This is a genomic window from Pseudomonas sp. PA-1-6B, from assembly GCF_021609545.1.
Taxonomy (GTDB): Bacteria; Pseudomonadota; Gammaproteobacteria; order Pseudomonadales; family Pseudomonadaceae; genus Aquipseudomonas; species Aquipseudomonas fluorescens_BV.
In genome coordinates this window covers 53,569-78,027 of sequence record NZ_WJZM01000014.1, presented here as the reverse complement: position 1 = coordinate 78,027, position 24,459 = coordinate 53,569, and the positions used below count along the sequence as shown (strand labels likewise).

Annotated in this window: 21 protein-coding genes and 2 pseudogenes; 8 read left to right on the top strand and 15 right to left on the bottom strand. The window is 59.7% G+C overall.

Features of this window, described 5'->3' with window-relative positions; translation table 11 throughout:
- Window positions 1-3: 3 nt before the first annotated feature.
- Window positions 4-1,131 carry an acyl-CoA dehydrogenase gene (locus tag GIV35_RS09615; RefSeq protein WP_236264551.1) on the top strand — a complete coding sequence of 376 codons (1,128 nt, stop codon included), beginning with the start codon at window positions 4-6 and terminating at the stop codon, window positions 1,129-1,131.
- An 11-nt stretch (window positions 1,132-1,142) separates the two neighbouring features.
- Window positions 1,143-1,916, top strand: coding sequence for an enoyl-CoA hydratase (locus GIV35_RS09610; RefSeq protein WP_054896511.1), 774 nt, complete (start codon window positions 1,143-1,145; stop codon window positions 1,914-1,916).
- Between the two features lie 130 nt (window positions 1,917-2,046).
- Here GIV35_RS09610 and GIV35_RS09605 read toward each other — a convergent pair whose 3' ends face one another.
- From GIV35_RS09605 to arnC, 12 genes are all read right to left on the bottom strand, one after another.
- Window positions 2,047-3,198, bottom strand: coding sequence for an acyl-CoA dehydrogenase family protein (locus tag GIV35_RS09605; RefSeq protein ID WP_034127451.1), 1,152 nt, complete (start codon window positions 3,196-3,198; stop codon window positions 2,047-2,049).
- Between the two features lie 3 nt (window positions 3,199-3,201).
- Complete coding sequence (locus GIV35_RS09600) at window positions 3,202-4,305, bottom strand: enoyl-CoA hydratase/isomerase family protein (protein ID WP_236264552.1); 1,104 nt, start codon at window positions 4,303-4,305, stop codon at window positions 3,202-3,204.
- A 130-nt stretch (window positions 4,306-4,435) separates the two neighbouring features.
- Window positions 4,436-5,146 carry an HPP family protein gene (locus GIV35_RS09595; protein WP_105226858.1) on the bottom strand — a complete coding sequence of 237 codons (711 nt, stop codon included), beginning with the start codon at window positions 5,144-5,146 and terminating at the stop codon, window positions 4,436-4,438.
- Window positions 5,147-5,312: 166 nt separating this feature from the next.
- Window positions 5,313-5,501, bottom strand: coding sequence for a type VI secretion system contractile sheath small subunit (locus tag GIV35_RS09590; RefSeq protein WP_256595417.1), 189 nt, complete (start codon window positions 5,499-5,501; stop codon window positions 5,313-5,315).
- Window positions 5,502-5,821: 320 nt separating this feature from the next.
- A complete protein-coding gene (locus GIV35_RS09585; RefSeq protein WP_213152636.1) occupies window positions 5,822-7,444 on the bottom strand; it encodes an ArnT family glycosyltransferase in 1,623 nt (540 codons plus the stop codon).
- Window positions 7,445-8,827, bottom strand: a complete 1,383-nt coding sequence (locus tag GIV35_RS09580; RefSeq protein WP_105226856.1) for a UDP-glucose dehydrogenase family protein — start codon at window positions 8,825-8,827, stop codon at window positions 7,445-7,447.
- On the bottom strand, window positions 8,824-9,237 hold the full coding sequence (gene arnF, locus GIV35_RS09575; protein WP_236264553.1) for a 4-amino-4-deoxy-L-arabinose-phosphoundecaprenol flippase subunit ArnF: 414 nt from the start codon (window positions 9,235-9,237) through the stop codon (window positions 8,824-8,826). Before arnF ends, GIV35_RS09580 begins: the two co-directional genes overlap by 4 nt.
- A complete protein-coding gene (gene arnE, locus GIV35_RS09570; RefSeq protein ID WP_032897302.1) occupies window positions 9,234-9,581 on the bottom strand; it encodes a 4-amino-4-deoxy-L-arabinose-phosphoundecaprenol flippase subunit ArnE in 348 nt (115 codons plus the stop codon). Before arnE ends, arnF begins: the two co-directional genes overlap by 4 nt.
- Entirely contained in the window at window positions 9,578-11,233 is a 1,656-nt protein-coding gene (gene arnT / locus GIV35_RS09565) for a lipid IV(A) 4-amino-4-deoxy-L-arabinosyltransferase (protein ID WP_236264554.1), read from the bottom strand. Before arnT ends, arnE begins: the two co-directional genes overlap by 4 nt.
- A complete protein-coding gene (arnD, locus tag GIV35_RS09560; protein ID WP_105226852.1) occupies window positions 11,230-12,114 on the bottom strand; it encodes a 4-deoxy-4-formamido-L-arabinose-phosphoundecaprenol deformylase in 885 nt (294 codons plus the stop codon). Before arnD ends, arnT begins: the two co-directional genes overlap by 4 nt.
- Complete coding sequence (gene arnA, locus GIV35_RS09555; protein WP_236264555.1) at window positions 12,114-14,105, bottom strand: bifunctional UDP-4-amino-4-deoxy-L-arabinose formyltransferase/UDP-glucuronic acid oxidase ArnA; 1,992 nt, start codon at window positions 14,103-14,105, stop codon at window positions 12,114-12,116. Before arnA ends, arnD begins: the two co-directional genes overlap by 1 nt.
- On the bottom strand, window positions 14,102-15,136 hold the full coding sequence (arnC, locus tag GIV35_RS09550) for an undecaprenyl-phosphate 4-deoxy-4-formamido-L-arabinose transferase (protein WP_003191219.1): 1,035 nt from the start codon (window positions 15,134-15,136) through the stop codon (window positions 14,102-14,104). The genes arnA and arnC overlap by 4 nt, the downstream gene beginning before the upstream one ends.
- A gap of 411 nt (window positions 15,137-15,547) precedes the next feature.
- Here arnC and GIV35_RS09545 point away from each other — a divergent pair, with 411 nt between their 5' ends.
- Window positions 15,548-16,360, top strand: a complete 813-nt coding sequence (locus GIV35_RS09545) for a M949_RS01915 family surface polysaccharide biosynthesis protein (protein WP_236264556.1) — start codon at window positions 15,548-15,550, stop codon at window positions 16,358-16,360.
- 108 nt (window positions 16,361-16,468) lie between these two features.
- Window positions 16,469-17,383 carry a site-specific integrase gene (locus tag GIV35_RS09540; RefSeq protein WP_236264557.1) on the top strand — a complete coding sequence of 305 codons (915 nt, stop codon included), beginning with the start codon at window positions 16,469-16,471 and terminating at the stop codon, window positions 17,381-17,383.
- 83 nt (window positions 17,384-17,466) lie between these two features.
- Here the strand turns inward: GIV35_RS09540 and GIV35_RS09535 are convergent, their stop codons facing one another.
- Complete coding sequence (locus tag GIV35_RS09535) at window positions 17,467-18,678, bottom strand: multidrug effflux MFS transporter (protein ID WP_236264558.1); 1,212 nt, start codon at window positions 18,676-18,678, stop codon at window positions 17,467-17,469.
- Between the two features lie 157 nt (window positions 18,679-18,835).
- On the opposite strand from GIV35_RS09535, the pseudogene GIV35_RS27465 reads away from it, so the two are divergent.
- Window positions 18,836-19,591 (top strand): annotated as a pseudogene (locus GIV35_RS27465) (MCP four helix bundle domain-containing protein); the annotation flags it as partial.
- Window positions 19,586-20,449 carry a methyl-accepting chemotaxis protein gene (locus GIV35_RS27460; RefSeq protein ID WP_442962632.1) on the top strand — a complete coding sequence of 288 codons (864 nt, stop codon included), beginning with the start codon at window positions 19,586-19,588 and terminating at the stop codon, window positions 20,447-20,449. The pseudogene GIV35_RS27465 and the gene GIV35_RS27460, both read left to right, overlap by 6 nt.
- Before the next feature lie 90 nt (window positions 20,450-20,539).
- Here GIV35_RS27460 and GIV35_RS09525 read toward each other — a convergent pair whose 3' ends face one another.
- Window positions 20,540-21,094 (bottom strand): hypothetical protein, encoded by a 555-nt coding sequence (locus GIV35_RS09525; protein WP_236264560.1) that lies wholly within the window; start codon window positions 21,092-21,094, stop codon window positions 20,540-20,542.
- A 227-nt stretch (window positions 21,095-21,321) separates the two neighbouring features.
- On the opposite strand from GIV35_RS09525, the pseudogene GIV35_RS09520 reads away from it, so the two are divergent.
- Both GIV35_RS09520 and GIV35_RS09515 read left to right on the top strand, forming a co-directional pair.
- Window positions 21,322-21,750: pseudogene (locus GIV35_RS09520) on the top strand (site-specific integrase); the annotation flags it as partial.
- A gap of 11 nt (window positions 21,751-21,761) precedes the next feature.
- On the top strand, window positions 21,762-22,085 hold the full coding sequence (locus tag GIV35_RS09515; RefSeq protein WP_236264562.1) for a hypothetical protein: 324 nt from the start codon (window positions 21,762-21,764) through the stop codon (window positions 22,083-22,085).
- A 139-nt stretch (window positions 22,086-22,224) separates the two neighbouring features.
- Here GIV35_RS09515 and GIV35_RS09510 read toward each other — a convergent pair whose 3' ends face one another.
- Window positions 22,225-24,459 (bottom strand): hypothetical protein, encoded by a 2,235-nt coding sequence (locus GIV35_RS09510; protein WP_236264563.1) that lies wholly within the window; start codon window positions 24,457-24,459, stop codon window positions 22,225-22,227.

Here is a 24,459-nt window from a genome sequence, read left to right as displayed (position 1 = left end):
CCTATGTTGCCCAATGACGAACAACTGCAAATCAGCGACGCCGCCCGGCAATTTGCCCAGGAACGCTTGAAACCCTTCGCCGCCGAGTGGGACCGCGAGCATCGTTTTCCCAAGGAGGCCATTGGGGAAATGGCCGAACTGGGATTTTTCGGCATGCTGGTCCCGGAACAGTGGGGCGGTTGCGACACCGGCTACCTGGCCTACGCCATGGCCCTGGAAGAAATCGCCGCTGGCGACGGTGCCTGCTCCACGATCATGAGCGTGCACAACTCGGTGGGTTGCGTGCCGATCCTCAAGTTTGGCAATGACCAGCAGAAAGAGCAGTTCCTCACGCCCCTGGCCAGCGGCGCCATGCTCGGTGCCTTCGCGCTGACCGAACCCCAGGCCGGCTCCGACGCCAGCAGCCTGAAAACCCGTGCGCGCCTTGAAGGCGACCACTATGTACTCAACGGCTGCAAACAGTTCATCACCTCCGGGCAAAACGCCGGGATCGTGATTGTGTTTGCGGTCACTGACCCCGCCGCAGGCAAGCGTGGAATCAGCGCGTTTATCGTGCCCGCCGATTCGCCCGGTTATACCGTGGCACGGGTGGAAGACAAGCTGGGGCAGCATGCCTCGGACACTTGCCAGATCTTGTTTGAAGACGTGAAAGTACCGGTGGCCAACCGTCTGGGCGAGGAGGGCGAGGGCTACAAAATCGCCTTGGCCAACCTGGAAGGTGGCCGCGTGGGCATCGCCTCCCAGTCGGTGGGCATGGCCCGCGCCGCCTTCGAAGCGGCCCGCGACTATGCCCGTGAGCGTGAAAGCTTTGGCAAGCCGCTGATCGAACACCAGGCCGTGGCCTTTCGCCTGGCCGACATGGCCACCCAGATCGCCGTCGCCCGGCAGATGGTGCATTACGCCGCCGCCCTGCGTGACAGTGGCAAGCCGGCACTGGTGGAAGCGTCCATGGCCAAGCTGTTTGCGTCCGAAATGGCCGAGAAAGTCTGCTCGGCCGCCTTGCAAACCTTGGGCGGTTACGGTTACCTGAACGACTTCCCCCTGGAGCGGATCTACCGCGATGTGCGGGTCTGCCAGATTTACGAAGGCACCAGCGATATTCAACGCATGGTCATCTCACGCAATCTTTAAGGAGCCGATACATGAGTTACGAAACCATCCTGCTTGACGTCCAGGGCCGTGTCGGGCTGATCACGCTCAACCGTCCCAGCGCACTGAACGCCTTGAATGCACAACTGGTCAGTGAGCTGAACCAGGCGCTGGACAGTTTGGAAGCCAACCCTGAAATTGGCTGCATCGTGCTGACCGGCTCGAAAAAAGCCTTCGCGGCCGGTGCCGACATCAAGGAAATGGCCGAGCTGACCTACCCGCAGATCTATATGGACGACTTGTTCAGCGACAGCGATCGCGTGGCCAATCGCCGCAAGCCGATCATCGCCGCCGTGAATGGCTTCGCCCTGGGCGGTGGCTGCGAACTGGCCCTGATGTGTGACTTTATCCTTGCCGGCGACACCGCCAAATTCGGTCAGCCGGAAATCAATCTGGGCGTGCTGCCCGGCATGGGCGGCACCCAGCGCCTGACCCGTGCAGTGGGCAAGGCCAAGGCCATGGAAATGTGCCTGACCGGGCGTTTTATTGACGCGGTAGAGGCCGAGCGCTGCGGGATTGTCGCGCGCATCGTGCCCGCCGATGAATTGCTGGAAGAAGCGCTGAAAGTGGCCGCCCTGATCGCGGGTAAATCCGTACCGATCAGCATGATGGTCAAGGAAAGCGTGAACCGTGCGTTTGAAGTCAGCCTGTCCGAAGGCGTGCGCTTTGAGCGCCGTGTGTTTCATGCGGCGTTCGCGACCCAGGATCAGAAGGAAGGCATGGCCGCATTCGTGGCCAAGCGGGCGCCGGAATTCAAGGATAAGTAACCCCTGCCAAACGCCGCAGAGCAAAGGTGGGAGCTGGCTTGCCTGCGATGGCATCGCCTCGGTTAGCTGATGGACCGAGGTTTCTGCATCGCAGGCAAGCCAGCTCCCACAGGGTTTTGTGTCATGTCCGTTAGAGCTGGTAGTTTTTCAACTCCCTGGCAATCACCATCCGCTGAATCTCGCTGGTGCCTTCGTAAATCTGCGTGATCCGTGCATCCCGGTAGTAACGCTCCACCGGGTAATCCTCCAGATACCCATACCCTCCATGAATCTGCATTGCCTTGGAGCAGACCCGCTCTGCCATTTCCGAGGCGAACAGCTTGGCCTGGGAGGCTTCGGACAAGCACGGTTTGCCGGCAGTGCGCAGGCGTGCGGCGTGGAGGATCAGCAGGCGCGCAGCGTTGAGCTGGGTTTGCATGTCGGCCAGCAGGTTGGCCACACTCTGGTGTTCGATGATTGCCTTGTCGAACTGCACCCGATCACGGGCGTAGGCCAGCGCGGCTTCAAACGCGGCGCGGGCGATGCCCAGGGCCTGGGCGGCGATACCAATGCGGCCGCCTTCGAGGTTGGAGAGGGCGATGGCCAGGCCCTTGCCGCGCTCACCCAACAGATTGGCTTCGGGAACCTTGCATTGGTTGAGGGTGACGGCGCAGGTGTCTGACGCACGAATGCCCATCTTGTGCTCGGTGCGGTCGACCACGAAACCTGGGGTATCGGTGGGCACCAGGAACGCCGAAATGCCTTTCTTGCCCAGGTCCGGATCGGTCACGGCGAACACGATGGCCAACTTGGCCCGCTTGCCGTTGCTGACAAACTGCTTGGCGCCATTGATGACCCATTGGCCGTCACGCAACTCGGCACGGGTGCGCAGGTTATGGGCTTCGGAACCGGCCTGGGGCTCGGTCAGGCAGAAGCAGCCGATGGCTTGGCCGCTGGCGAGCTCAGCCAGCCAGGTGTGTTTCTGTTCGGTTGTGCCGTAGTTGAGAATAGGCCCGCAACCCACTGAATTATGGATGCTCATCAACGCGCCCGTCGCAGCGTCACCGGCGGATATTTCCTCCACGGCCAGGGCGTAGGCGACGTAATCGACATAGGTGCCACCCCATTCTTCCGGGACAACCATGCCTAGCAGGCCCAGCTCGCCCATCTTCGCCACCAGGGCGTCGTCGATCCAGCCGGCTTTTTCCCAGGCTTGGGCATGGGGGGCGATTTCGCCTCGGGCAAAATCCCGCGCCATGTCGCGGATCATCACCTGTTCTTCAGTGTATTCAAGATCTTGCATGGCTTATTTCCCAATCTGCACGAAGTCGCGGAAGAAGCTGTCCACATGGCTGGTATCCAGCGCATGGAGGGTGGGCGGGTTCCACTTCGGAGTCTTGTCCTTGTCGATGATCAGGGCGCGAACCCCTTCGATCAGGTCGCCGCGCTCGAACCATTGGCGATCCAGATGCAGTTCGAGGGCAAAGCACTGTTCCAGTGGCAAGTGGCGGCCACGGCGCAGCATCTCCAGGGTCACGGCCATGGCCAGGGGCGAGCGGGCCTGCATGAGGTTGGCGGTGGTCAGCGCCCAGTCATGGCTATCGGCCACGGTGACTTGTTGCAGTTGCTCGACGATGCTGGGCACGTCTGGCAACCCGAAAAAGTGGTCAATGGCCGGGCGCAAGGCCGCCAAGGGGGCGTCGGGCAATTGCTGCACGGCGAGCTTGGCGAGTACACCTTGCAAGTCCTTGAGCGGCGAGTCGTGCCAGTGCAGGCCGTCGAGCGCCTGATCCAGCTCAACCAACTTGGCGCTGTCGATGTACCAGTCTGCCAACCCGCAGTACAAGGCATCGGCCGCACGGATCTGCACGCCAGTCACCCCAAGGTAAGTACCCAGCTCACCCGGGATGCGTGAGAGGAAATAGCTGCCGCCAACATCCGGGAAGTAGCCGATGGCCACTTCCGGCATCGCCAGGCGGCTGCGTTCGGTGACTACACGCAGGTCCGCGCCTTGCACCAGGCCCATGCCACCGCCGAGGACGAAACCGTCCATCAACGCTAGTACGGGTTTGCGGTAGTGGTGAATGGCCAGGTCGAGGGCATATTCCTCGACGAAGAAGTCCTGGTGCAGGGTGTCGCCTTGCTTGAAGCTGTCGTACAGCGAGCGGATGTCGCCGCCGGCGCAAAAGGCTTTCTCACCGGCGCCGCGCAGTACCACGGCGTAGACCTCGGCGTCGTCGGCCCAGGCCTGCAAATGCGCGGTTAACTGGCGGACCATGTCCAGGGTGATGGCGTTCAAGCCAGCGGGACGATTGAGGGTGAGGTGGCCGATATGGTTGCGCACGCTTGCCAGGACAGCGTCCTGCTGGACCTCGGCGCGGCTTGCTTGGGATGAAACCTGAGCAGTCATCTCTAACTCCCTGCTTTTATTGTCTTTATCAAGATGTTCGCGGGTGAACTCTCTCGTGATCGTACCAGTGCAAATTTGCCCAGTACAACCCGGAATCCTGCAGGTGGTTGTTGCATTTATGCAGTGCCGGTCAAACCCGCCGGCTGGCCAGTACCTCACCGATACTGCGACGCCGGGCATGGCCCTCGGCGGCGTGGATCAGTTGCTCCAACTCTGTCGGTTCGACATCGTAGAACTGCTCCATCTCGGCCAACGCGAGCTTGAGGTCGGCTGCCGTGATGCTCGGCTCGCTCACGGCATTGGCAGTGCCCAGGATAACCGGGGCTGGCTCGGCAAGGCCCTTGGGATAACGCGTGCGCGTGGCATTGTTATAGGCCAGCGCGCAGGCGAGCAGGGCGCCGGCGCCGAGCATCACCGGCGCAAGCTCGTACCAGCCGAGGCCGACCGATGCCGGATCGGCCAGCACCAGGGTCATGGCCAGGCCGCCGGCCGGTGGGTGCAGGCAGCGCAGCCAGCAGATGAGGATCACGGTCATGCCCGCCGCCAGGCACGCGCTGCCCAAGGTGCGCCCCAGGACGCGGGCGACCAGCAACGCGACGACGCCTGCACACAGGTAACTGCCCATGATTGACCAGGGTTGGGCCAGCGCCCCCGACGACACGGCAAACAACAGTACGGCCGATGCGCCAAGAGGGCCGAGCAGGTGCAGGGCCACCTCCATGCCGAACACCTGGGCACAGGCCCAGACACTGAGCATCGTGCCCAGGGCCATGCCGATGGCTGCACGGCTCCATTCGGCGGGACGGGTGTTGATTGCAGCGGGTAACCAGCGAGCGAGCATTGAAAGACGGTCCATAAACAGCGGGCGAAAAAAAAGGCCTGCCTGGTTTCCCGGAACAGCCCTTTGAAGGTTCCAACATTTGGGGGAAGGAACCTGTGCAGTGTGCAGTGCTTGATAACGCGGCGCCAATGCATATTAATGAGGGTTAAATGCAAAATAAATGCAGCTAAAAGGCCTCGCCGTAGGTAATCGGCCCGGAGTCTGCGGGTGTAGCCGGATTGATCTTGCCCAGCACGCGACTATGGTTTTCTTCATTGAACAGACGCGCTTGCAGGTCTTCGCGCAGCCTTGGATCGTCGGCCAGCGGCCCCTTCAACGCCACCAGTGCGTCACGCAACGCCATCAAGCGATCCAGCCTGGGTAAAGGGATGGTCAATAGGTTTTCTCGCACGGCATTGTCCTCTCGATGAAGTAAGCCATCGCGCGCGGGCAGCCTACAACGTCCTTGTTGTCATGAAGTGCCCTGGCCCAAGCGTTTCAGGGCAGTCCTGGCGGTCGGGTGGTAGATAGTAAGTGCACGTGGCAGCGAGTCTACAGTTGGGCTCCGAGCACCGGAAGGGAAAGTGCACCAGCCATTACGCAAACAAATGTAGGTGTTTTCTTGGTACCTATGATGAAAGTCGCCCACTCGTGGAGGAGTGGGCGTGCTTTCTTACAGTGCAGCGGGCAAAGCACTCAAGGCGTCGTGGCTTTTGCCAAGTGCAGCAACACATACGGATTTTTGTCGAACGCTGCGGTGAGCGTCGGCGTGATTGAGCGCAGGCGCGGATCGTCCAGTGCCTGGAAGTCAGCCTGGCTCATGACCAACCATGCCGGTGCCTGGACCGGTTTCAATTCGGCAGGCAATTGGGTAAATAGCGGCACCTTGTCGCAATCGAAGTTGACCATGAACTTGATAGCTTTCGCGTCTTTGCCCAGTGCATGCAACACCAGCGGCGCCGGTTGCTGCTGAACGTGCGCCTTGACGGCAAGGCTGAAGGTGCGGGTGTCGTACACCTGACGTTCCAGGGGTTCAACCACCATGATGTAGGTGGTCCAGAGGGCGAGCACGGCGGCCAAGGCGGGGCCGTAGGTGCGCAGCCGCGAGCGGAGCAATGCCAGCAGGGCCAGCACCTGTAGCGTGCCAAGCACGACGAAGATCAGCTCAAGGTCGGCCAGTGGTTCCGGGTAGCGCCGCCGCGCCACCATCAAGCCAATGGCCAACAGCGTTGGCAACAGCGTCCAGATGCCCAGCATCAAGGCGCGTAGCCACGCAAACAGTCGCCCTTGCGTGACCGCGAAGGGGTACGCGGCAATGATCGCGGCCATCGGCAGCATCGGCAGGATATAGCGCGCTTTCTTGGCTTGGGGGACCGACAGGCCCAGCATCACCAGCACAGCCGCTGCCGCGCAATAGAGCACCAGCTTCAAGGCCGGGGCCGGCGCGCGTCGACCGTTCATCAGCACCGCCAGCAGCACTAACAATGCCAGTGGATAGGCCAGGGCGTAGTTGCCCAGGGAACTGGTGAAGTAATACAGAACGCCGCCCGAGCCTTCGCTGCCATCCATTCGCCCCAGGAACTGCATGCGAATCACGTCATGCATGAAGCCTTCGCCGCCGCTGAGCTTGGCCAGCAGCAGCAACAGACCGACGCACGCCACCAGCAGCGCCAGTGCCAGCAGGCCGAAGCTGAACAGCTGGCGCCACTGGCGGTTGATCAGGTAGTAGCTGCACAACACGCCCGTAGGGATCACCAGGCCGATCGGGCCACGAATGGCAAACCCCAGCAGCAACAGCAAAAACACCCAATGCAGGCGCTTGGCGGCGGCGAAATGATCATGGGCGTAGCCCAGGTAGAACATCGCCAACGCCACGGCGGCGAGCATCTGGTCAAGGGAGACCGCCCGAGTTTCGCTGATGAACGTACTGCTGAGCAGCAGCATCGCAATACTCAGCAGGCCCCAACGTGGCGAGTAGGGCGCGGTGAGGCGATAGACCAGCACCACGATCAGCGCTGATGCGACCGCCGTGGGCAGCCACGCCGTCAGGCTGGTGACCTGGCCCAGGGGCAACGACAGCAGCCACGTCAGCAGGGTCGATGTCGCCAGGTAATCGGCATACGGCTGACCATAGGTGGTGGGAAAGAAACTCGGGCCATGGCGCAGCATTTCCTGGGCAAACAGCACAAAGCGCGAATCAAAGCCGATGATCGCCTGGTGCCAGTTGCCGACGATAAACAGCAGCAGCGCCAAGAGCCCAAGCCCCAGGGACTGGCGGCGGATCGTTGCACGCTGCCCGGACGGTAAGGCGATGTTCACTTAGCAAGCGTCCTTGACCTGTTCCACCCAGTTTTGCTGGGGGATCGGTAACTCGCAGGAGTCGCCGCGGCCGATGGGGAAGTACTTGAAGCCTTTGCGCGTCAGGCGCTCGCCGTCGTACAGGTTACGGCCGTCGAAGATCACCGGGGTTTTCAGGCGCAGGTGAATCAGGTCAAAGTCCGGCGCCTTGAATTGCTGCCATTCGGTGCACACGATCAACGCATCGGCGCCGCCCAAGGTGGATTCCGGGGTGCCCATCAGCATCAGGCGCGGGTCATCGCCGTAGATCCGCTGGGTTTCCTGCATGGCTTCAGGGTCGAAGGCGCGCACATTGGCGCCGGCAGCCCACAGGGCTTCCATCAGCACGCGGCTGGGGGCGTCACGCATGTCATCGGTGTTGGGCTTGAAGGCCAGGCCCCACAAAGCAAAGGTCTTGCCCTTGAGGTTGCCCTGGAAGAACGCGTTGATGCGCTCGAACAGCTTGCTCTTCTGGCGCTGGTTGATGGCTTCCACGGCTTCGAGCAGGTCGCTGGAGCAGTTGGCCTGCTTGGCGCTGTGGATCAGGGCGCGCATGTCTTTGGGGAAGCACGAGCCGCCATAGCCGCAGCCGGGGTAGATAAAGTGGTAGCCGATGCGTGAGTCGGCACCGATGCCCAGGCGCACCGACTCAATGTCGGCACCCAGGTGTTCAGCCAACTCGGCGATCTGGTTGATGAAGCTGATCTTGGTGGCCAGCATGCAGTTGGCGGCGTACTTGGTCAGTTCGGCGCTGCGCAGGTCCATGAAGATGATGCGGTCGTGGTTGCGGTTGAAGGGCGCGTACAGGTCGCGCATCACGTCGCGCACCTCTTCACGCTCGCAGCCGATGATGATCCGGTCCGGGCGGCGGCAGTCGGCAACGGCGGAGCCTTCCTTGAGGAATTCCGGGTTGGAGACGATATCGAACTGCAATTCACGGCCGGCGGCGCGCAGGTTATTGAGGATGTGGTCGCGCAATGTGTCGCCAGTGCCGACCGGTACAGTGGATTTTTCCACCAGGATCACCGGCGCCACGCGATGGCGGGCGACCGCATCACCCACCGACAGCACGTATTTCAAGTCGGCCGAACCGTCTTCATCCGACGGCGTGCCCACGGCAATGAACAGCACTTCACCGTGCTCGACGGCGAGCTTTTCGTCGTGGGTAAAGTGCAGGCGCCCACTTTCCAGGTTGTCCTTGACCATGGCTGCCAGGCCCGGCTCGAAGATGGTCACATGGCCCTTCTGCAGCGACTCGACCTTGCGCTTGTCAACGTCCATGCAAATGACATCGTGACCGACTTCGGCTAATACAGTGGCCTGAACCAGACCAACGTAACCACTACCAAATACACTGATTTTCATGGGGTATTCCTGGGACTTGAGGTGCTAGCACGACGAGAGTTGATAACCAGTACGCCGAGGATGACCAAGGCCACCCCCAGGGTTTTTGAAAGCGAAAAATCTTCGTTGAACACCGGCAGGCTGGCGGCCAGCAAATACACCAACGCGTAGCTGATACTGAGCAGCGAATAGGCGCGGCCCAGGGGTAAGTGCTTCAGTGCGCCGAGCCAGCACAGCATCGACAGCGCATAGGCGATGATCGCCAGCATCACCACGCCCAGGGCGCCCAGGTCGATGCGGTTATCCGTGAAGGCAGCCAGCCATTGGGTGGGAAGCGGCAGACGCGTCATGCTCCAGCGCATGCCCAGTTGGGCACCACTTACCAGGCCGACACTGCCCAAGGCCAGGGCGAAACCCCGTACGCGGCTCATACCTGACGCCCCAGCAAGACCACGCCGGCAATCACCAGCCCCACACCCAGCCAGTGACGGCCATCAATGGGTTCGTGAAACACAAAGCGCGCCATCAGCGTGACCAGCACAAAATTCAGGCTGAGCATGGGGTAGGCAATGCCGACTTCCAGGCGCTGCAACACCAGCAGCCATACAAGCAAGCCCAGGCCCAGGCACACCAGCGCCGACCACAACCACGGCGAGCGCAGTTTCAGTGCCCAGCCGTCTGGCACGCCGCGCCAGCTTTCCACGGCGAATTTTTGCGAGACCTGGCCCATGCAGGTCAGCAGGCAGGCCGTGAGCAGTAGCAGCAGGGTGATCATGGCGCGACCTGCGGGAAAATCAGGATCACGATCTTGCCTTGCGCATATCGCTTGCCGTCAGTAGGCAGCAGTGCGAGTTCTTCTTTTTCGCCGGTGCTATTGACGCGCATCACCACGCCCACCGCGCCCGTACGACGGGTTTCGGCCATCCACGCCTGGATGCGGTTACGGTCGACCAGACGCGGGGCCGTATCCTCGTAAGCCAGGCCGTACTTGACCTCACCCGAGGTGTTGTACAGCGTGATATCGGGACGTTTGAGGCGCCAGGACAGCGCCGAGGCGGCGCCCAGGTCGTTGCTCAGCAGGGCAACGCTGGGTTGCAATTCATCGATGTGATCAATGATGAATTGGTCCGGGGTCTTGTTGTAAACCACCGAATGGGGCAACGCCGCAGGCACCAGCAGCACCAGTAATCCACTGCCGACCAGCGGCGCGGCCCACAATGCCAAAGGGCGCGCCGCTTGCAGCAGATTGACGACGATCCAACCGAACAAAAAGATGAACACCAGCACCAGGCTGAGGGTTTCCTCACCCGGTTCGTATACCGGCTTCTTCAATTGGAACCAGCTAAGGGCCAGCAAGACCAGCACGCCGATCACCAGGTTCAACCAGCCATTGATGCGCAGCACGCGGCCGTGGCCTTGAGCCAGTTTGTCGCTCAGGGTCGAGCCCATCAGCAAGGCCAGGGGGAGCATGCACGGCATGATGTAGGAGGGCAGCTTGCCTTTGGCCAGGCTGAAAAAGGCCAGGGGCATCAACAGCCACAGCAGCAGGAACGCGGTTTTCGGCACGCGACGTTGTAGCCAGGCCTGCTTGAACGCGGACGGCAACAGCGCAACCCACGGCAGCGCGAACGCGACCAGCAGCGGCAAGTAATACCAGAAAGGTTCGGCGTGCTGGGCGTCTTCACCGGCAAAGCGTTGGATGTGCTCGTGCCAGAAAAAGAAATGCCAGTAGTCCGGCTCTTGCAAGTGCACGGCCAAGGCCCACGGCACGCTGACAGCAATCGCCACCACCACGGCGACAGGGCCAAATTTGCACAACTCGCCAAAACGTTTTTGCCAGACGGCGTAGGGCAGGGCGACCAGCACCGGCAGCAACCAGGCCAGGAAGCCCTTGGTCATGAAGCCCATGCTGCACGCCAGGCCCAGCAAGGCCCAGGACCACAAGCGCGCACGCCGCGTGGTGCTGTCGAAACAGAACCACAAGGCCACGCCTGTCAGGTTGACCCAGAAGGTGAACTGCGGGTCCAGGTTGGCATAGCCGCCCAGCGCGGCCACGCTGACGAAGCTCATGTAGAGCAGCGTGCTGACCAGGCTTTTTTGCGGGTCGTTCCACAACCGGCGAGAGACCAGATACACCAGCAGAATGCTCAAACCGGTGCTCAATGCCGAGGCAAACCGCACGCCGAACAGGTTCTGCCCGAAGATCGCCTGGCCCAGCGCGATCATCCAATAGCCTGCGGCGGGCTTTTCGAAGTAGCGAATACCCATGAAGTGCGGCGCGGCCCACTTGCCGGTCAGCAGCATTTCCTGGCTGATTTGCGCATAGCGGGTTTCATCTGGAATCCACAGGCCATGGGTGGCCAACGGCAGCAGGTAGAACACGGCAAACGCCAGCAGGAGCAGGGGCAAAGCCCAGCGGCGGATCATGCCTGCTGCACTCCCAGCCAACCCTCGCGGCCGCTCAATGCGCCGCGCACCAACTGTTGCTGGGGCAGGGTGGTCACATCCGTGGGCAACAGCTCGCCCAAGGGTTTGAAATCAATGCCGCGCTGCCCGGCCTGGGCGAGCAACTGGCGAAAATCATTGGCCATCAGAATCCCTTCTACTTCCGCGTGGATCGTATAGACATTCAGCTTCGACGCGCTGAAGCGCTCGAGAATGAAGCGGTTGAAATCATTGGCAGCCACCACCGGCCCGACGACTTCGTCGAAGGTCGGCAGGTCTACCGGAATTTGTGGGGTGCCCGCGCTGCCATCGGCCAGGGTTGGTCGAAACAGGCTGGTGCCCCGGCAATCGCTGTTGTAGCGAAAGTTGAAGCCTTGCTTGGCTTGCACCACACGCTCATCGGCACGCCAGCCGGCGGCCGCTGAACAGTCGATGCGCTCGCCGAGGATGTCGCTCAAGGTGTCTACGCCGCGTCGAATCTGCTCGACCAGTTGTGCCTCGCTCCAACGCCCGGTGTTGGCCTGCCAGCCATGGTGGTCCCAGGCGTGCAGGCCGACTTCATGCCCGGCCGCCTTGGCCTGGCGCATCAAATGCCCCAGGTCTCGGCCAATCGGCTTGCCTGGCCAGGCAGTGCCGGCCAACAAGATGTCCCAGCCATACAGGCCGGCAGCGTTGGAGCGCAGCATCTTCCACAGGAACTGCGGGCGGATCAGGCGCCACAAGTGACGCCCCATGTTGTCCGGCCCGACACTGAAGAAGAACGTCGCCTTGACCCCGGCTTCGGCCAGGGAGTCGAGCAGCCGTGGCACACCTTCACGGGTGCCGCGGTAGGTGTCGACGTCGATGCGAAGACCTGCCTGCATTACTTTTTATCCGCAATTTCAAGCATGGCTTCACGCAAGAAGAAATCCAGCGTGTTGCCGATGGTTTCGCTCATCTGCACGCTCGGCTCCCAGTTCAGCAGGCGCCTGGCGTTTTCGATGCTCGGCTTGCGGTGCGCCACGTCCTGGTAGCCTGTGCCGTAGAACGCCTTGCTCTCGACGTCGCGGAAACCGGCGAACGGCGGGAAGTTGTGGCGCAGTGGGTGAGCCTCGAACTGACGCAGCAGTTCTTCGCCCAGCTGGCGAATGCTGGCTTCGTTTTCGGGGTTGCCGATGTTGATGATCTGCCCGTCGCAGACGCCATTGTCGTTATCAATGATGCGTGCCAGGGCTTCGATGCCGTCGGCAATGTCGGTGAAGCAACGCTTCTGTTCACCACCGTCGAACAGACGGATCGGCGTGCCTTCCACCAGGTTCAGGATCAGCTGGGTAATGGCGCGGGAGCTGCCGATACGCGCCGAGTCCAGACGGTCCAGGCGTGGGCCCATCCAGTTGAATGGCCGGAACAGGGTGAACTTCAGGCCCTTGTCGCCGTAGGCCCAGATCACGCGGTCCAGCAGTTGCTTGGAGACGGAGTAGATCCAGCGTTGCTTGTTGACCGGGCCCACTACCAGGTTGGAGGTGTCTTCGTCGAAATACTGGTCTTGGCACATGCCATAGACTTCGGAGGTCGACGGGAAAATCACGCGCTTGTTGTACTTGACGCAGTAGCGCACCAGCTTGAGGTTTTCTTCGAAGTCCAGTTCGAATACGCGCAGCGGGTTACGGGTGTATTCGATCGGCGTGGCGATGGCCACCAGCGGCAGCACCACGTCGCATTTCTTGATGTGGTACTCGATCCACTCGGTGTGGATGCTGATGTCGCCTTCCACGTAATGGAAATTCGGGTGGCTGCGCAGGCGCTCGATGGCGTCGGAGCCGATGTCCAGGCCATAGACTTCGTAGCGATCGTCACGCAACAGGCGCTCGGACAGGTGGTTACCGATAAAACCGTTCACGCCCAGGATCAGCACACGGGTACGGCGCGGCTTGCGGCCCGACTCGGCGCCGCGTAGCACGGAGCCATCCACCAGGCCCAGTTCATCGGCCAGGGACGGGCCGGCCAGGTACAGGCCGTTTTCGTTGCGCTGGCCGAACTTGACCACCAGGGAATCTTCACCGCAGGCAATGCGCAGCGGGTTGACGCTGATTACACGGCCAGGCGCCAGACCTTCGTTGCCCTTGACCACGTCGGCTTGCCACACGATCAGCTTGTGCTCGCCCACGGCGCAGAAGGCGCCAGGGTACGGCTGGGTCACTGCACGTACCAGGTTGAACAGTTGCTCGGCAGGTTTTTTCCAGTCCAGCTTGCCATCGGCGGCGGTGCGACGACCGAAGTAGGTGGCTTTGCTCTCATCCTGGGCGGTTTCGCTCAGCTTGCCCTGGGCCAGCTGTGGCAGGGCATCACGCAGCAGCGCCGTGGCCGCATCACGCAGCTTGGCGTGCAGGCTCAGGCCGGTATCGCTGCGCTCGATGGTGACGTTCTGCTGGGCCAGGATGGCGCCGGCATCGGCACGCTTGACCATGCGATGCAGGGTCACGCCAGTTTCGGTTTCGCCGTTGACCAACACCCAGTTGGCCGGGGCGCGGCCACGGTACTTGGGCAGCAACGAGCCGTGCAGGTTGAACGCGCCTTTGCGGGCGGTGGCCAACAGCGGCTCGCTCAGCAGGTTGCGGTAGTAGAACGAGAAGATGTACTCCGGGTTCAGCTTGGCGATGCGTTCGATCCACAGCGGGTGGTTGGCGTCTTCCGGTGCATGTACCGGGATGCCATTGCGGGCGCATAGCTGGGCGACGGAGCCGTAGAAGTTGTTTTCCTTGGGGTCATCGGCATGGGTGAACACGGCGGCGATGTCGTAACCGGCGCTGAGCAGCGCTTCAATGCCTGCGCAGCCAATATCGTGGTAGGCGAATACAACAGCTTTTGAACTCATGACTGGACCTGATCCGAAGAAGAAGTAGAAGTATGGGAAGACACCAGGCCGTCGACCACGACGACTGGAGCCGGTGCTGCCGGTTGGTTGCGCAGCACTTTTTCAATAAAGAAGCGTGGGCGGGCGCGGACATCGCTGTACATGCGGCCCAGGTATTCGCCCAAAAGGCCCATGCCGATGAACTGGCCACCGGTGAACACAAACAACACCGCAAACAGCACGAACAGGCCATCACCGGCCCAGTCGGCGCCGAAGGCCAGGCGCATGACGATCAGGGCAAAGGCAAACAGCACGCCCAGCGCCGCCAGGCTGAAACCGACGATGGACAGCAGACGCAAGGGCGTGGTGGTCATGCAGGTCAGCAGGTCGAACATCAGGCTGATCAGGCGCATGGCGCTGTATTTGGATTCGCCGTGCTCACGTTCGGCGTGGTGCACCAGGATTTCCGTGGTGTGGCGGGCGAAGCCGTTGGCCAGGATAGGAATGAACGTGCTGCGTTCACGGCAGGCGAGCATGGCGTCGACAATGGTGCGGCGGTAGGCGCGTAGCATGCAGCCGTAGTCGGTCATGGCTACGCCGGTAGAGCGCTGCACGGCGAGGTTGATCAAACGCGACGGCCAGCGGCGGAAGGCCGAGTCCTGGCGGTTATTACGCACGGTGGCGACCACGTCGTAGCCCAGGGCAGCTTGCTCGACAAGGCGCGGGATCTCTTCCGGCGGGTTCTGCAGATCGGCGTCAAGGGTGATCACCACTTCGCCACGGCACTGTTCAAAGCCGGCCATGATCGCCGCGTGCTGGCCGTAGTTGCGGTTAAGGATCACCGCTACCACATTGCTGCCGTCTTCCGCGGCGGCGTCTTCGAGCAATTGGGCCGAATTGTCGCGGCTACCGTCATCCACCAGGATGATTTCGTACTCGTAGGCCAGCTGCTTGCAGGCTGCCGTGGTGCGACGCAGCAACTCAGGCAGGCTTTCTTGTTCGTTGTAGACCGGGATAACGATCGACACGCAATGAATAGGGTAGGGTTTCAAAGATTCATGACCTCGGACTGGAGCAACTTGGAGCGCGAAAACGGCAGTGATTATTGGGCAAAACTACAGCCCGCAGACGACAACGCGGAGCTAAAGATAAAGTGTAATCAACAGGTTAGTCGATAAACCCCGGATTGCTCTGAAGTGTTGGATACAAGGTTAAGCGCAAAAATGTTCAACGAATATGAAAGGCGGATGAAAAACCCGTTTATTTGACAGGTAGACAGCTAGGGTTCAGCTAGGTAATCAAGGCGTTACATCTAGACGTCAGATGGCAGTATCGGAGCGTTATACAGGGCGCTTGGTTCAATCTCAGCCTTGTGATCAGGCCAATGCTTGCCCTTCAACAATCTTCTCTGCATTAGCGCTCAAGTGCCGGTAAAGTAAGCCCTCTCTTGCCAGGGTACTCGGATGAATAGCGTGCAGCTTTTACGCGGCCAGTTGCGGCCAGCGCTGATGGGATTGTTGATGACGGTGGCCTGTGTCACCAGCGTGCGGGCCGATCAAGGCGTTCCGCTGACCCCACTGGACCAGGTGCCGGACGGGGTGGAAGTGCGCGGTAAGCAGATCGCGGCTTACACCTGGGATGACCGCCAAGGCAAAAACCTGCTGGTACTCGCCGAGCAAGTCGGTGAGCGCGATGACGATGGTACCCAATCGGCCTTTGTCTACGCGGCGCAATACGTGCTGAGTGGCGAGCGCCCCAAGCGCCTGTGGATGCTGTACGACGATGTGCAGCACTGCGAATTCGACGCAGGGCTGCGCTTTGACCGGGCTGCCACCAAGGTCACCGACCTGCTGGGCGACGGCAATACCCAGGCCACGGTCGGTTATTCGCGGGCCTGCACCAGTGATGTCAGCCCCAGCGAATTCAAGCTGATCATGCATGCCGGCAAGTCCGAGAAGTATCGTCTGCGTGGCCTTGACCGCGTGGGCGCCAGTTGGTGGGACGAGGACGCTGGTGCCTTGCGCGGCATGCCCCTGCCCACCGACTGCAGCGTCGCGGCGCAGCAAGCGTTGGTCAGCCAATACAAGGAGCAGGGCACCGAACTGCCACTGCCGGGTTGCTATGGTGACGAGAAGGACTTTGCCAAGGCGCCAAACAATTATCTCGCCTTTATGCGCCAGCATTGGTTCGCGCTGATGCAGCAACAGGACGCTGACTGGAGCCAATCCCAGGCCCAACCCCAGGCAGCCAGCGAAGACGACGAATCGGCCCCGTGATTTTGTGCCAGGGCCGGTCCTGGGTTAGACTCGGCCTTCGCCAATCCACTAAATACATCGACTAATCAAATAGTTGGTCGGTGTATTTAATCCAAAGGCTGATCTACCTTGACCCAGTCCATTTGCAACCCGCTGACCCTATATCTCACCCGTCTGGCGCCTTCCAGCCAACTGACCATGCGCTACGTGCTGCAGGATGCCGCCGACCGCTTGGGTTTCGAAGACCTCAACCTCGAAGAGATTGACTGGCACCTGCTGCAGCCCGAACACGTCATCGCATTGGTGGCTGCCTTGCGCGAAGACGGCTTTGCGCCGAACACTTCGTCGCTGTATGTGAATGCGGTGCGCGGGGTGATGAATGAAGCGTGGCGCATGAGCTTGATCAGCCAGGACCACCTGTTGAAGATGCGCTCGGTCAAGGCCACACCCGGCACGCGTCTGGGCCAGGGCCGCAACCTGCGCCGCACCTTGATCCGCGAGATGCTCGACGTCTGCGCCGCCGACCCTCGACCTCAGGGCCTGCGAGATGCCGCAGTGATCGGTCTGTTATATGGCTCGGGCATGCGTAAGTCGGAGTCGGTGAACCTGGACCTGGCACAGATCAACTTTGACGAGCGCAGCTTGCGCGTGATCGGCAAGGGCAACAAAGAGCTGGTCAAGTACGCGCCGGACTGGGCGTTTGCCAAACTGCAGGCCTGGCTGGCGTTTCGTCGCGAGCACCTCAAGGAAGGCGAGCAGGACGACAGCTTCCTGTTCAACCGCATCCGGCGAGGCAGCCATATCACCCGAGAGCGGATCACCAAGCATGCGATTTACTACATCGCACGCCAACGCGGTGATCAGGTGGGGGTCAAGATCATGCCCCATGATTTCCGTCGTTCGTTTATCACCCGGGTGATCGAGGAGCATGATTTGTCGATTGCGCAGAAACTGGCGCATCACACCAACATCCAGACCACTGCCAGCTATGACGTGCGCGACGACAATGAGCGCCGGCGGGCGGTGGACCGATTTGATTTGTAGGTGGTAGCCTGAGACACACCACGATCCAATGTGGGAGCTGGCTTGCCTGCGAAGAGGGCCTCACAGGCGACCAGGATGTTGGATCAGGAGGGTGGCGGCACGCTTGAGGCCAGGTGAGCTGGCAAGCGGCGCAAGGTCCGCAGCGTGGTAACCATCGCGGCAAGCGCACACAGCGCAATCCCGATCAACATCGGTGCTGGAGTATGGTCGGCGAACACGCCCACCAAGGTCATCGCCACAGCCGCTGTGACCATCTGGATCGCACCCAGCAGTGCAGACGCAGAACCCGCCACCGCACCATGATCCTCCAGCGACAGCACCCCGGCCGCCGGCAATAGCAGGCCAAGAAAGCCGAAACCGATAAACAGCAGGCCCATCATCAAGGCCAGGCTGTCACCCCACAGCGTAGTAGCCGCCAGCAAGCTCATGACCGCCGCCACGCCCACCACCGACCAGCGAATCAACGGCGCCAGCCCAAAGCGGGCGCTGAGGCGGGCGGTCAGTTGGCTCATGGCGAAAAACGAGGCCGCGTTGAGCGCAAAGCACAGGCTGAACTGGGTTGGCGTCAGGCCAAAAAACTCGATGTACACGAAGGGCGCGCTGCCGATGAACACGAAGAAGGTGGCCAGGCCAAACCCGCACACCACCGACAAACCCGTAAAGACCGGGTCGCGGAGGAGGGCGCCATAACTGCCGAACGCCTGGCCCAGTGTCTTGCCCAGGCGGCGCTCGGCTGGGTGGGTTTCTGGCAGTTGTACTGCGGTCATCACCAGGCACAGCACGGCCACCACCGCCAACACGGCAAACACTTCGCGCCAACTCCAGATCGAAATCACCAGGCTACCGGCCAGTGGCGCGAGGATCGGCGAAACACTCATCACCAGCATCAACAAAGCCATCAGACGCGCCGCTTCATGGCCGGTGTACAGGTCACGGACAATCGCCCGTGGGATCACCAAGCCCGCACAGGCACCGAACGCTTGTATGGCTCGAAAGCCGATCAGCACTTCGATCGTCGGGGCCAGTGCGCAGCCGACGCTGCCAATGGCAAAGATCACCAAACCCGCATAAATCGGTGGTTTACGCCCGAACACGTCGCTGAGGGGGCCGTAGAACAACTGGCACACGCCGATAATCATGAAGAACACCGTCAAACTCATCTGCACGGCCGCCGGCGAGGCCTCGAGGCTGGCGCCCAGGGTCGGCAGCGCCGGCAGGTAGATGTCGATGGCAAACGGGCCGACGGCGGTGATCAAGCCCAGCAACAGGGCGAGACGGGCGATACGTTGAGGCATTTGGCAGATCCAGGTAGAGCAACGGACGGTCAGCTTAAGGGAACCGCGCAGATCCGCAAACTTAGGCTTCACTAACAAGCAACAGCTGCCGATACAGCTAGCAGCGACATTGAAACGGTTGGGTTCCCAACCGGCGGTCCTGGCACGGGGTACCACTATGACGATCAAATTACGCTTGGTGCTGTTGATTGCGACCGGGTTGCTCACCGCATTGATCATGAGCCTGGCCGGCTACCTGGGCAATACGCGGATGGCCGATGCGGTACAGGATAACGACGTCAGCATGACGGTACTGCGCAACCACATGGAAGCCGACATGATGCACGACGCCCTGCGTGCGGATGTACTGTCGGCCATGTTGGTCGGGCTGGGCAAAAGCACCAGTACGCCGGCTGAGGTCAACAGCTCGATCAAGGAGCATGCCGAGCACTTTCGCGAGGTGCTGGCGGACAATCTCAAGCTGCCGTTGGACGCCTCGATCAAGGCCAGCCTGGAAAAAATCAAACCCAGCCTGGACACCTACATCAGTGCCGGCGAGCGCATCGTCGCGCTGGCCCTGGACAATCCCGAGGCCGCACGAGGGGAACTGCAGATCTTCAATGCCGCGTTCAGCCAACTGGAAGATCAAATGGCGGCGTTGAGCGAACTGATCGAAAACCATACCCAACTCACCAGCACCGGTACCCGGCAAACCATCAGCAACGCTAACTGGACCTTGATTATCGTATTGGGGGCGAGCCTGCTGTTGCTGCTGGCACAAGGACGTTGGGTGACCCTGAGCATCATGGGGCCGTTGCGCACCGCCAGCCGTATAGCCCAGAGCATTGCCCATGGCAACCTGAGCGAGCCGATTGTCGAACCCAAGAACCAGGACGAAGCCAGTGCACTGATTCGCAGCCTGGCGACGATGCAGCGGGATTTGCGCGGCATGATCGAAGTGGTTCGCAGCAATGCCCATGGCGTCAATGGCATGAGCGAGCGCCTCAGCCAGGGTTGCCATGAAGTGGCAGGCAGCAGCCAGCAACAAAGCGTCGCCGCCAGCACCATGGCCGCCGCCGCGAGCGAAATGACCGCCAGTATCGAAGAAATCACCCGTCACGCCCAACGTGCCCTGGACATGGCCAGTCAGGCTGAAACCCTGGCCAAGGACGGCGGCCGGGTCATCCACCAAGTGGTCAGCGACATGGACAGCATCGCCCGTTCTGCCCAACAGTCGGCCCAAGTGATCCGCACGCTGGACAAGGAGTCCGAGGCGATCTACAGCATTATCCAGGTGATCAAGGGGATTGCCGACCAGACCAACCTGCTGGCCCTGAACGCTGCCATCGAAGCCGCCCGCGCCGGTGAACAAGGGCGCGGGTTTGCAGTCGTGGCCGACGAAGTACGCAGCCTGGCCGGACGCACCAGCGCCTCCACCCAGGAAATCGCCAGCATGGTCGGGAGTATCCAGCAAAACACCCGTGAAGCGGTGATCAGCATGGAGGAGGGCGTTGCCCAAGTGGACAAGGGCATGGCGGTGACTGCCGAAGTGGAACGTGCCATTCGCGAGATCCTCCAGGCCACGTTGAGTACTACTGAATTGGTCAATGATATTTCTCGCACCATCAGTGAACAGAGCCTGGCCAGTAATGAGATTGCTCATCAGGTGGAGAGGATTGCGGGGATGTCGGAAAGTAACAGTCGGGTGATTGGCGAGACGGCGTCGACGACGGATGAATTGTCGAGTTTGGCGGGGAAGCTTTCGCAGTCGGTGGATAGGTTTAGGCTTTGATGGAGGGCCATTAAATATAACTATACTAAATAGTCATTTAGCATAGTTATATTATTTAGCTATTAAAGTGGAGTAGGGCAGACCTAAACTTTAAGAGGATTTTCCGGCCTTTAAGAGAGCCTGGAAAGCTTCTGCAGTGGCCTGTTCCGCCTCTTTGATTTGGTTGAGAACCGCCATAAGGTGCCGGGAAATTTCTTCTTCTAACGCCGAGTCTGCTAGATCAGCTAGGAGGCTCGACATCTTTTTTAGACGGTTCACTTGTGAGAATGCATTCGCAAGCCTGTTGTTGACTGTCTCGCTGAAGATGTCAGCTTTATCTAAGAATTGAGATGGTAGATCGATGGTGATTTTCGACGCTTGAGCAGCTAAATCTTTTCGGGCGTTTTCATCATTTAGCACGTCCAGTAAGTATGTTTGGTCGCTATCAGAAGGCACCACATAGCATCTGAATTTTGCGATTTCTATCTGGGTAGCTCCAACCGGTGTTGTCATGATCTGAGCTAGGAGCTTCGCGCTTGCGGCCCGTTCACGTTTCCTTTGAGCTTTATCAAGGCTCCAGATAATAAGTGCGATGATTGCAGCAGCAGCCGTCGCCACAGCAGCTACAGCGTCCCAGTCGATTTTCCATTCGGTACAAAGCCACATGCAATTTCTCCGTCAATTGGTGAGGCAACGTTTGTCGGGCGGCATTCAAGCACGCAGTGATCAGCATCGCCAAGCTGAAAGCAGGAGGCGCCGTCAGGCTTCAAATCTGACCACTGCCCCCCAGCTCCGTATATTACAGTACGCATAATGTATATTATGTTAAACTAGGTGCTATGTTAGAAATATTCATGAGGCTCATAAGGTACTGATTCGACAAACCCGTTTGGACCGTAGGCATCTCGACACAGTTGTATGAGGTCTACGAGCGCTATATTCAGAGCGAGCGACGCCCAAAGCGTGACGGAAAACCTATGAAATTGCTGTACCGCTATTTGTTCATCTCTGATCGAGGCCGCCCGCTGTCGATCCGCGCGTTGTCGAACGTGCTAGATCGGTTGTTTCTGACCATTGAACTGGCTAATCCGGGGTTGTTGCCTACACTTTCTGCGCATGACTTTCGCCATACCTTTGCAGATCGGTTTTTGGCTTACTTGGTCGAAAAGCGTGGGCATGACCTCGAGCGCGCCACGGACGAACTCCGACGAGTCTGCGGTTGGTCTGAGACTTCGACGATGCCACGTCGTTATTTAGCCGAGTCGGCCAATCTCCACAACGCCCAGCGAGCCTCGGCAGCCTGGAGCCGACTTGACTGTTAAGGAGGTTCGCCGTGACCATATCAGTTGATCAAGAACACGCGTCACCCTCCTCCTCTTTGCCAGCCTACGTGTTCAAGGGGCCGGCTCAGGTTGCGATTCGAACTCGCACCAATGATCAGCCAAAGTACGTCGATACCCGTCTACCGGCGTGGACGTGGTACGACGGTGGACTCGCAATGACAATCGACTGGGCTGCGCTCCATCTGAATCCTGACATCATGCAAATCGCCAAAGCGTTCGTTGCATATGCACTCGAAAAGTACGCACCGGTGACGGCATTCAAAGCATCCGGAGTGTTTGGACGGCTAGCTGAAAGCGATATCTCATCCAAATAGCGGTATCAAATTAAACAGTTAGCCAGGAAGCTATTGAGGATTTCGCCATAGGACTCAACTGACACCGCGGCGAGATAGGCCACCCCCGGCCATAAGCTAGGGGGGGTGGCATCTGAAATGCATGAGCGGAGGTATGAACTTAAAGCGGAGACCCCGCTTCAGGGTCAAGCAGGTGTACGATTTCTGGGATTTTGTCTTCCAAAACCTTGATTAGCCTTTGTCGGAGTCGCGCATCTTCGGTCTTATGGAGTCGAATCTTCTCGATGGCCAACGCCATCACGAACTCCATGGCCGCCTCTCCTCGTTCGTACCCATAACCTGCGGCCAGGCGATAGATGATGTCCGACATCGCCAGGCTTTGGGTTTCATTGGCACGATAATCCAGCTCTATTGGTAACGCAGCATGAAGGAACGCCGCCTGAATCACACCGTCGTCGAATCTTGAAAATACCTCTGGCGACAACAGCACTTGTTGGAGCTCACCTGACTCCAGGCGTTTGGCATTCGCAACTTTTTCACCGTACCTGGCGTTTTGCAGAATCCATAAGATGGTCAGGAAGATGTCCGTGGACGTTGCGACCGTGACGTTAGTTTTCCCCTCGGGCTTGCCATCCACGAACGCGAAGCCTTGAGCCAGCGTCATCGGCTCACCAGTCTGGCTACTGGGCCAGAATGGATTCAACGCCAGTCCCTGAGCAGACGCTTGGTTAAAGACTTCCATTCGTTTGCTGATCGGGTCAGAAAATTTGCTGTTGATCGAATGCAAGGATTGCAGTAGATCCCGCTCTTCCTCCCAGTGTCGCGCGCATGCCAGTTCGGCAGCAGGGATCTCGATGTAGGTTTTGAAGATAAATCGACTATGGTCTTTCGCCGGCTGTGTCAGATTGGCATGCAGCTCCCTCATCATCTGATAGCTTCGGCCGAACAGCGCTCCTGCTATGTAGAGACGCGTGCCACTCTGCTGGGCAGTACGCAACCGTCGACTAACGCTTTGCAGCCGAGAGCCACGCTCAACTGCAGCAGCCAGAACAATCACCGAACCATCGAATTTCGTACCAGCATCGAAATTATCAAACGACACCCTGTTTTCGATATTAACTCCACACCGTTGGAGGTAGGCGATGGTTTTGTCCGCGAGCTGGGCACTTGCTTCATCGTCATCGTGAATGATCCACCGCGTGGATGACACCGCTTCTTCCAGCAGAACGGTGTCGAACCATTCCTTGAACCCTGGGGTTTCAATCAGCTTGCTCTTATCGACATGCACCGTTCGCGACCGGGTGCCAGGCTTGTCCTGTCTGAAACAGCTGAACAGGCCTTCGCCCATATACAAATAGAACTTGGGCTGAAGGATCGTTGGGGCGTGGTCAGTGGTGATGTTCAGGAGCCTGGTGTCGCTGTGCTCAGCCACGAACCGCTCCCCGTGAATACGGATGAGCCGTGTGCCACCAGAGTCTCCCTCGTTGAGCACCTCAAAATCCGTTGGCTGCTTCAGAGTATGCAAGATCGAACAGCTGTCCGAAGTAGGCTCGAACGACAAGATGGTCGTCACAAGACACGAGTCAGCACTGTTGATTTTCACCCACTGATCTGCCAACCCGCATCGAGTGGAGGCCGAGATCAGGCACATCGCGGACGCGCCTTTCGGCAAAGGCCCATCCTTGACCAAGCCTTCATGCGAGTGGAAAGATCGAATGTCCGCGAAAAGCGGCTGCTTGAAACGCATGAGGTACATTTGCAAGGAAAAAGCCAATGGCAGTAATGCAATTGTGTCCACGTACAAGATATCGGGGGGGGCTTGCCCTTTGTCTTTGATCTTCTTGATGAGGGGCAAGCACGCAAACGCCAAGAAATGGGCATTGTGCGCCTCTGAGAGCAGATCCTCAGCACGGATGAAATAGTTTGAGGCGCGAGACGAGGGTTTTGAGTAGAAGAAGCCCGCGGGTGCTTTCTTCAGTACGTCGGAGCGCTTGACCAAGCTAGCAAGCCCAGCTTTTGCAATGGCTCGCGATTGAGCCTTTATCACCGCACCGACCTTGGTATCAATGCCTGAAACATGCACATAGTCGGTGATCGCACCTGTCTCATCGTAGAAGCCCACCCCGTATGTTTGAGGTGAGCCCGGCCCCTTTCGCTCAAACTGAGCCATCAGTGGGGAAGCCTTGTCAGCCTTGTGAGCTTTGAACTCTTCAAGCGTGTACTTGGGAACTAGGAACAGCAACGCATCCGGCATAACGTGGCGGGGCAACTGAGTCTGCAGGGCGTGGGCAATCTGGCTTCCGGTGAAGAAGTCAGGGCCAGTGAAAAAGACAGCGAGATGCAAGGGCTTGCCGTCCTGACGAAGCTCGGCTTCGAAATCCATGAGATCGAACAT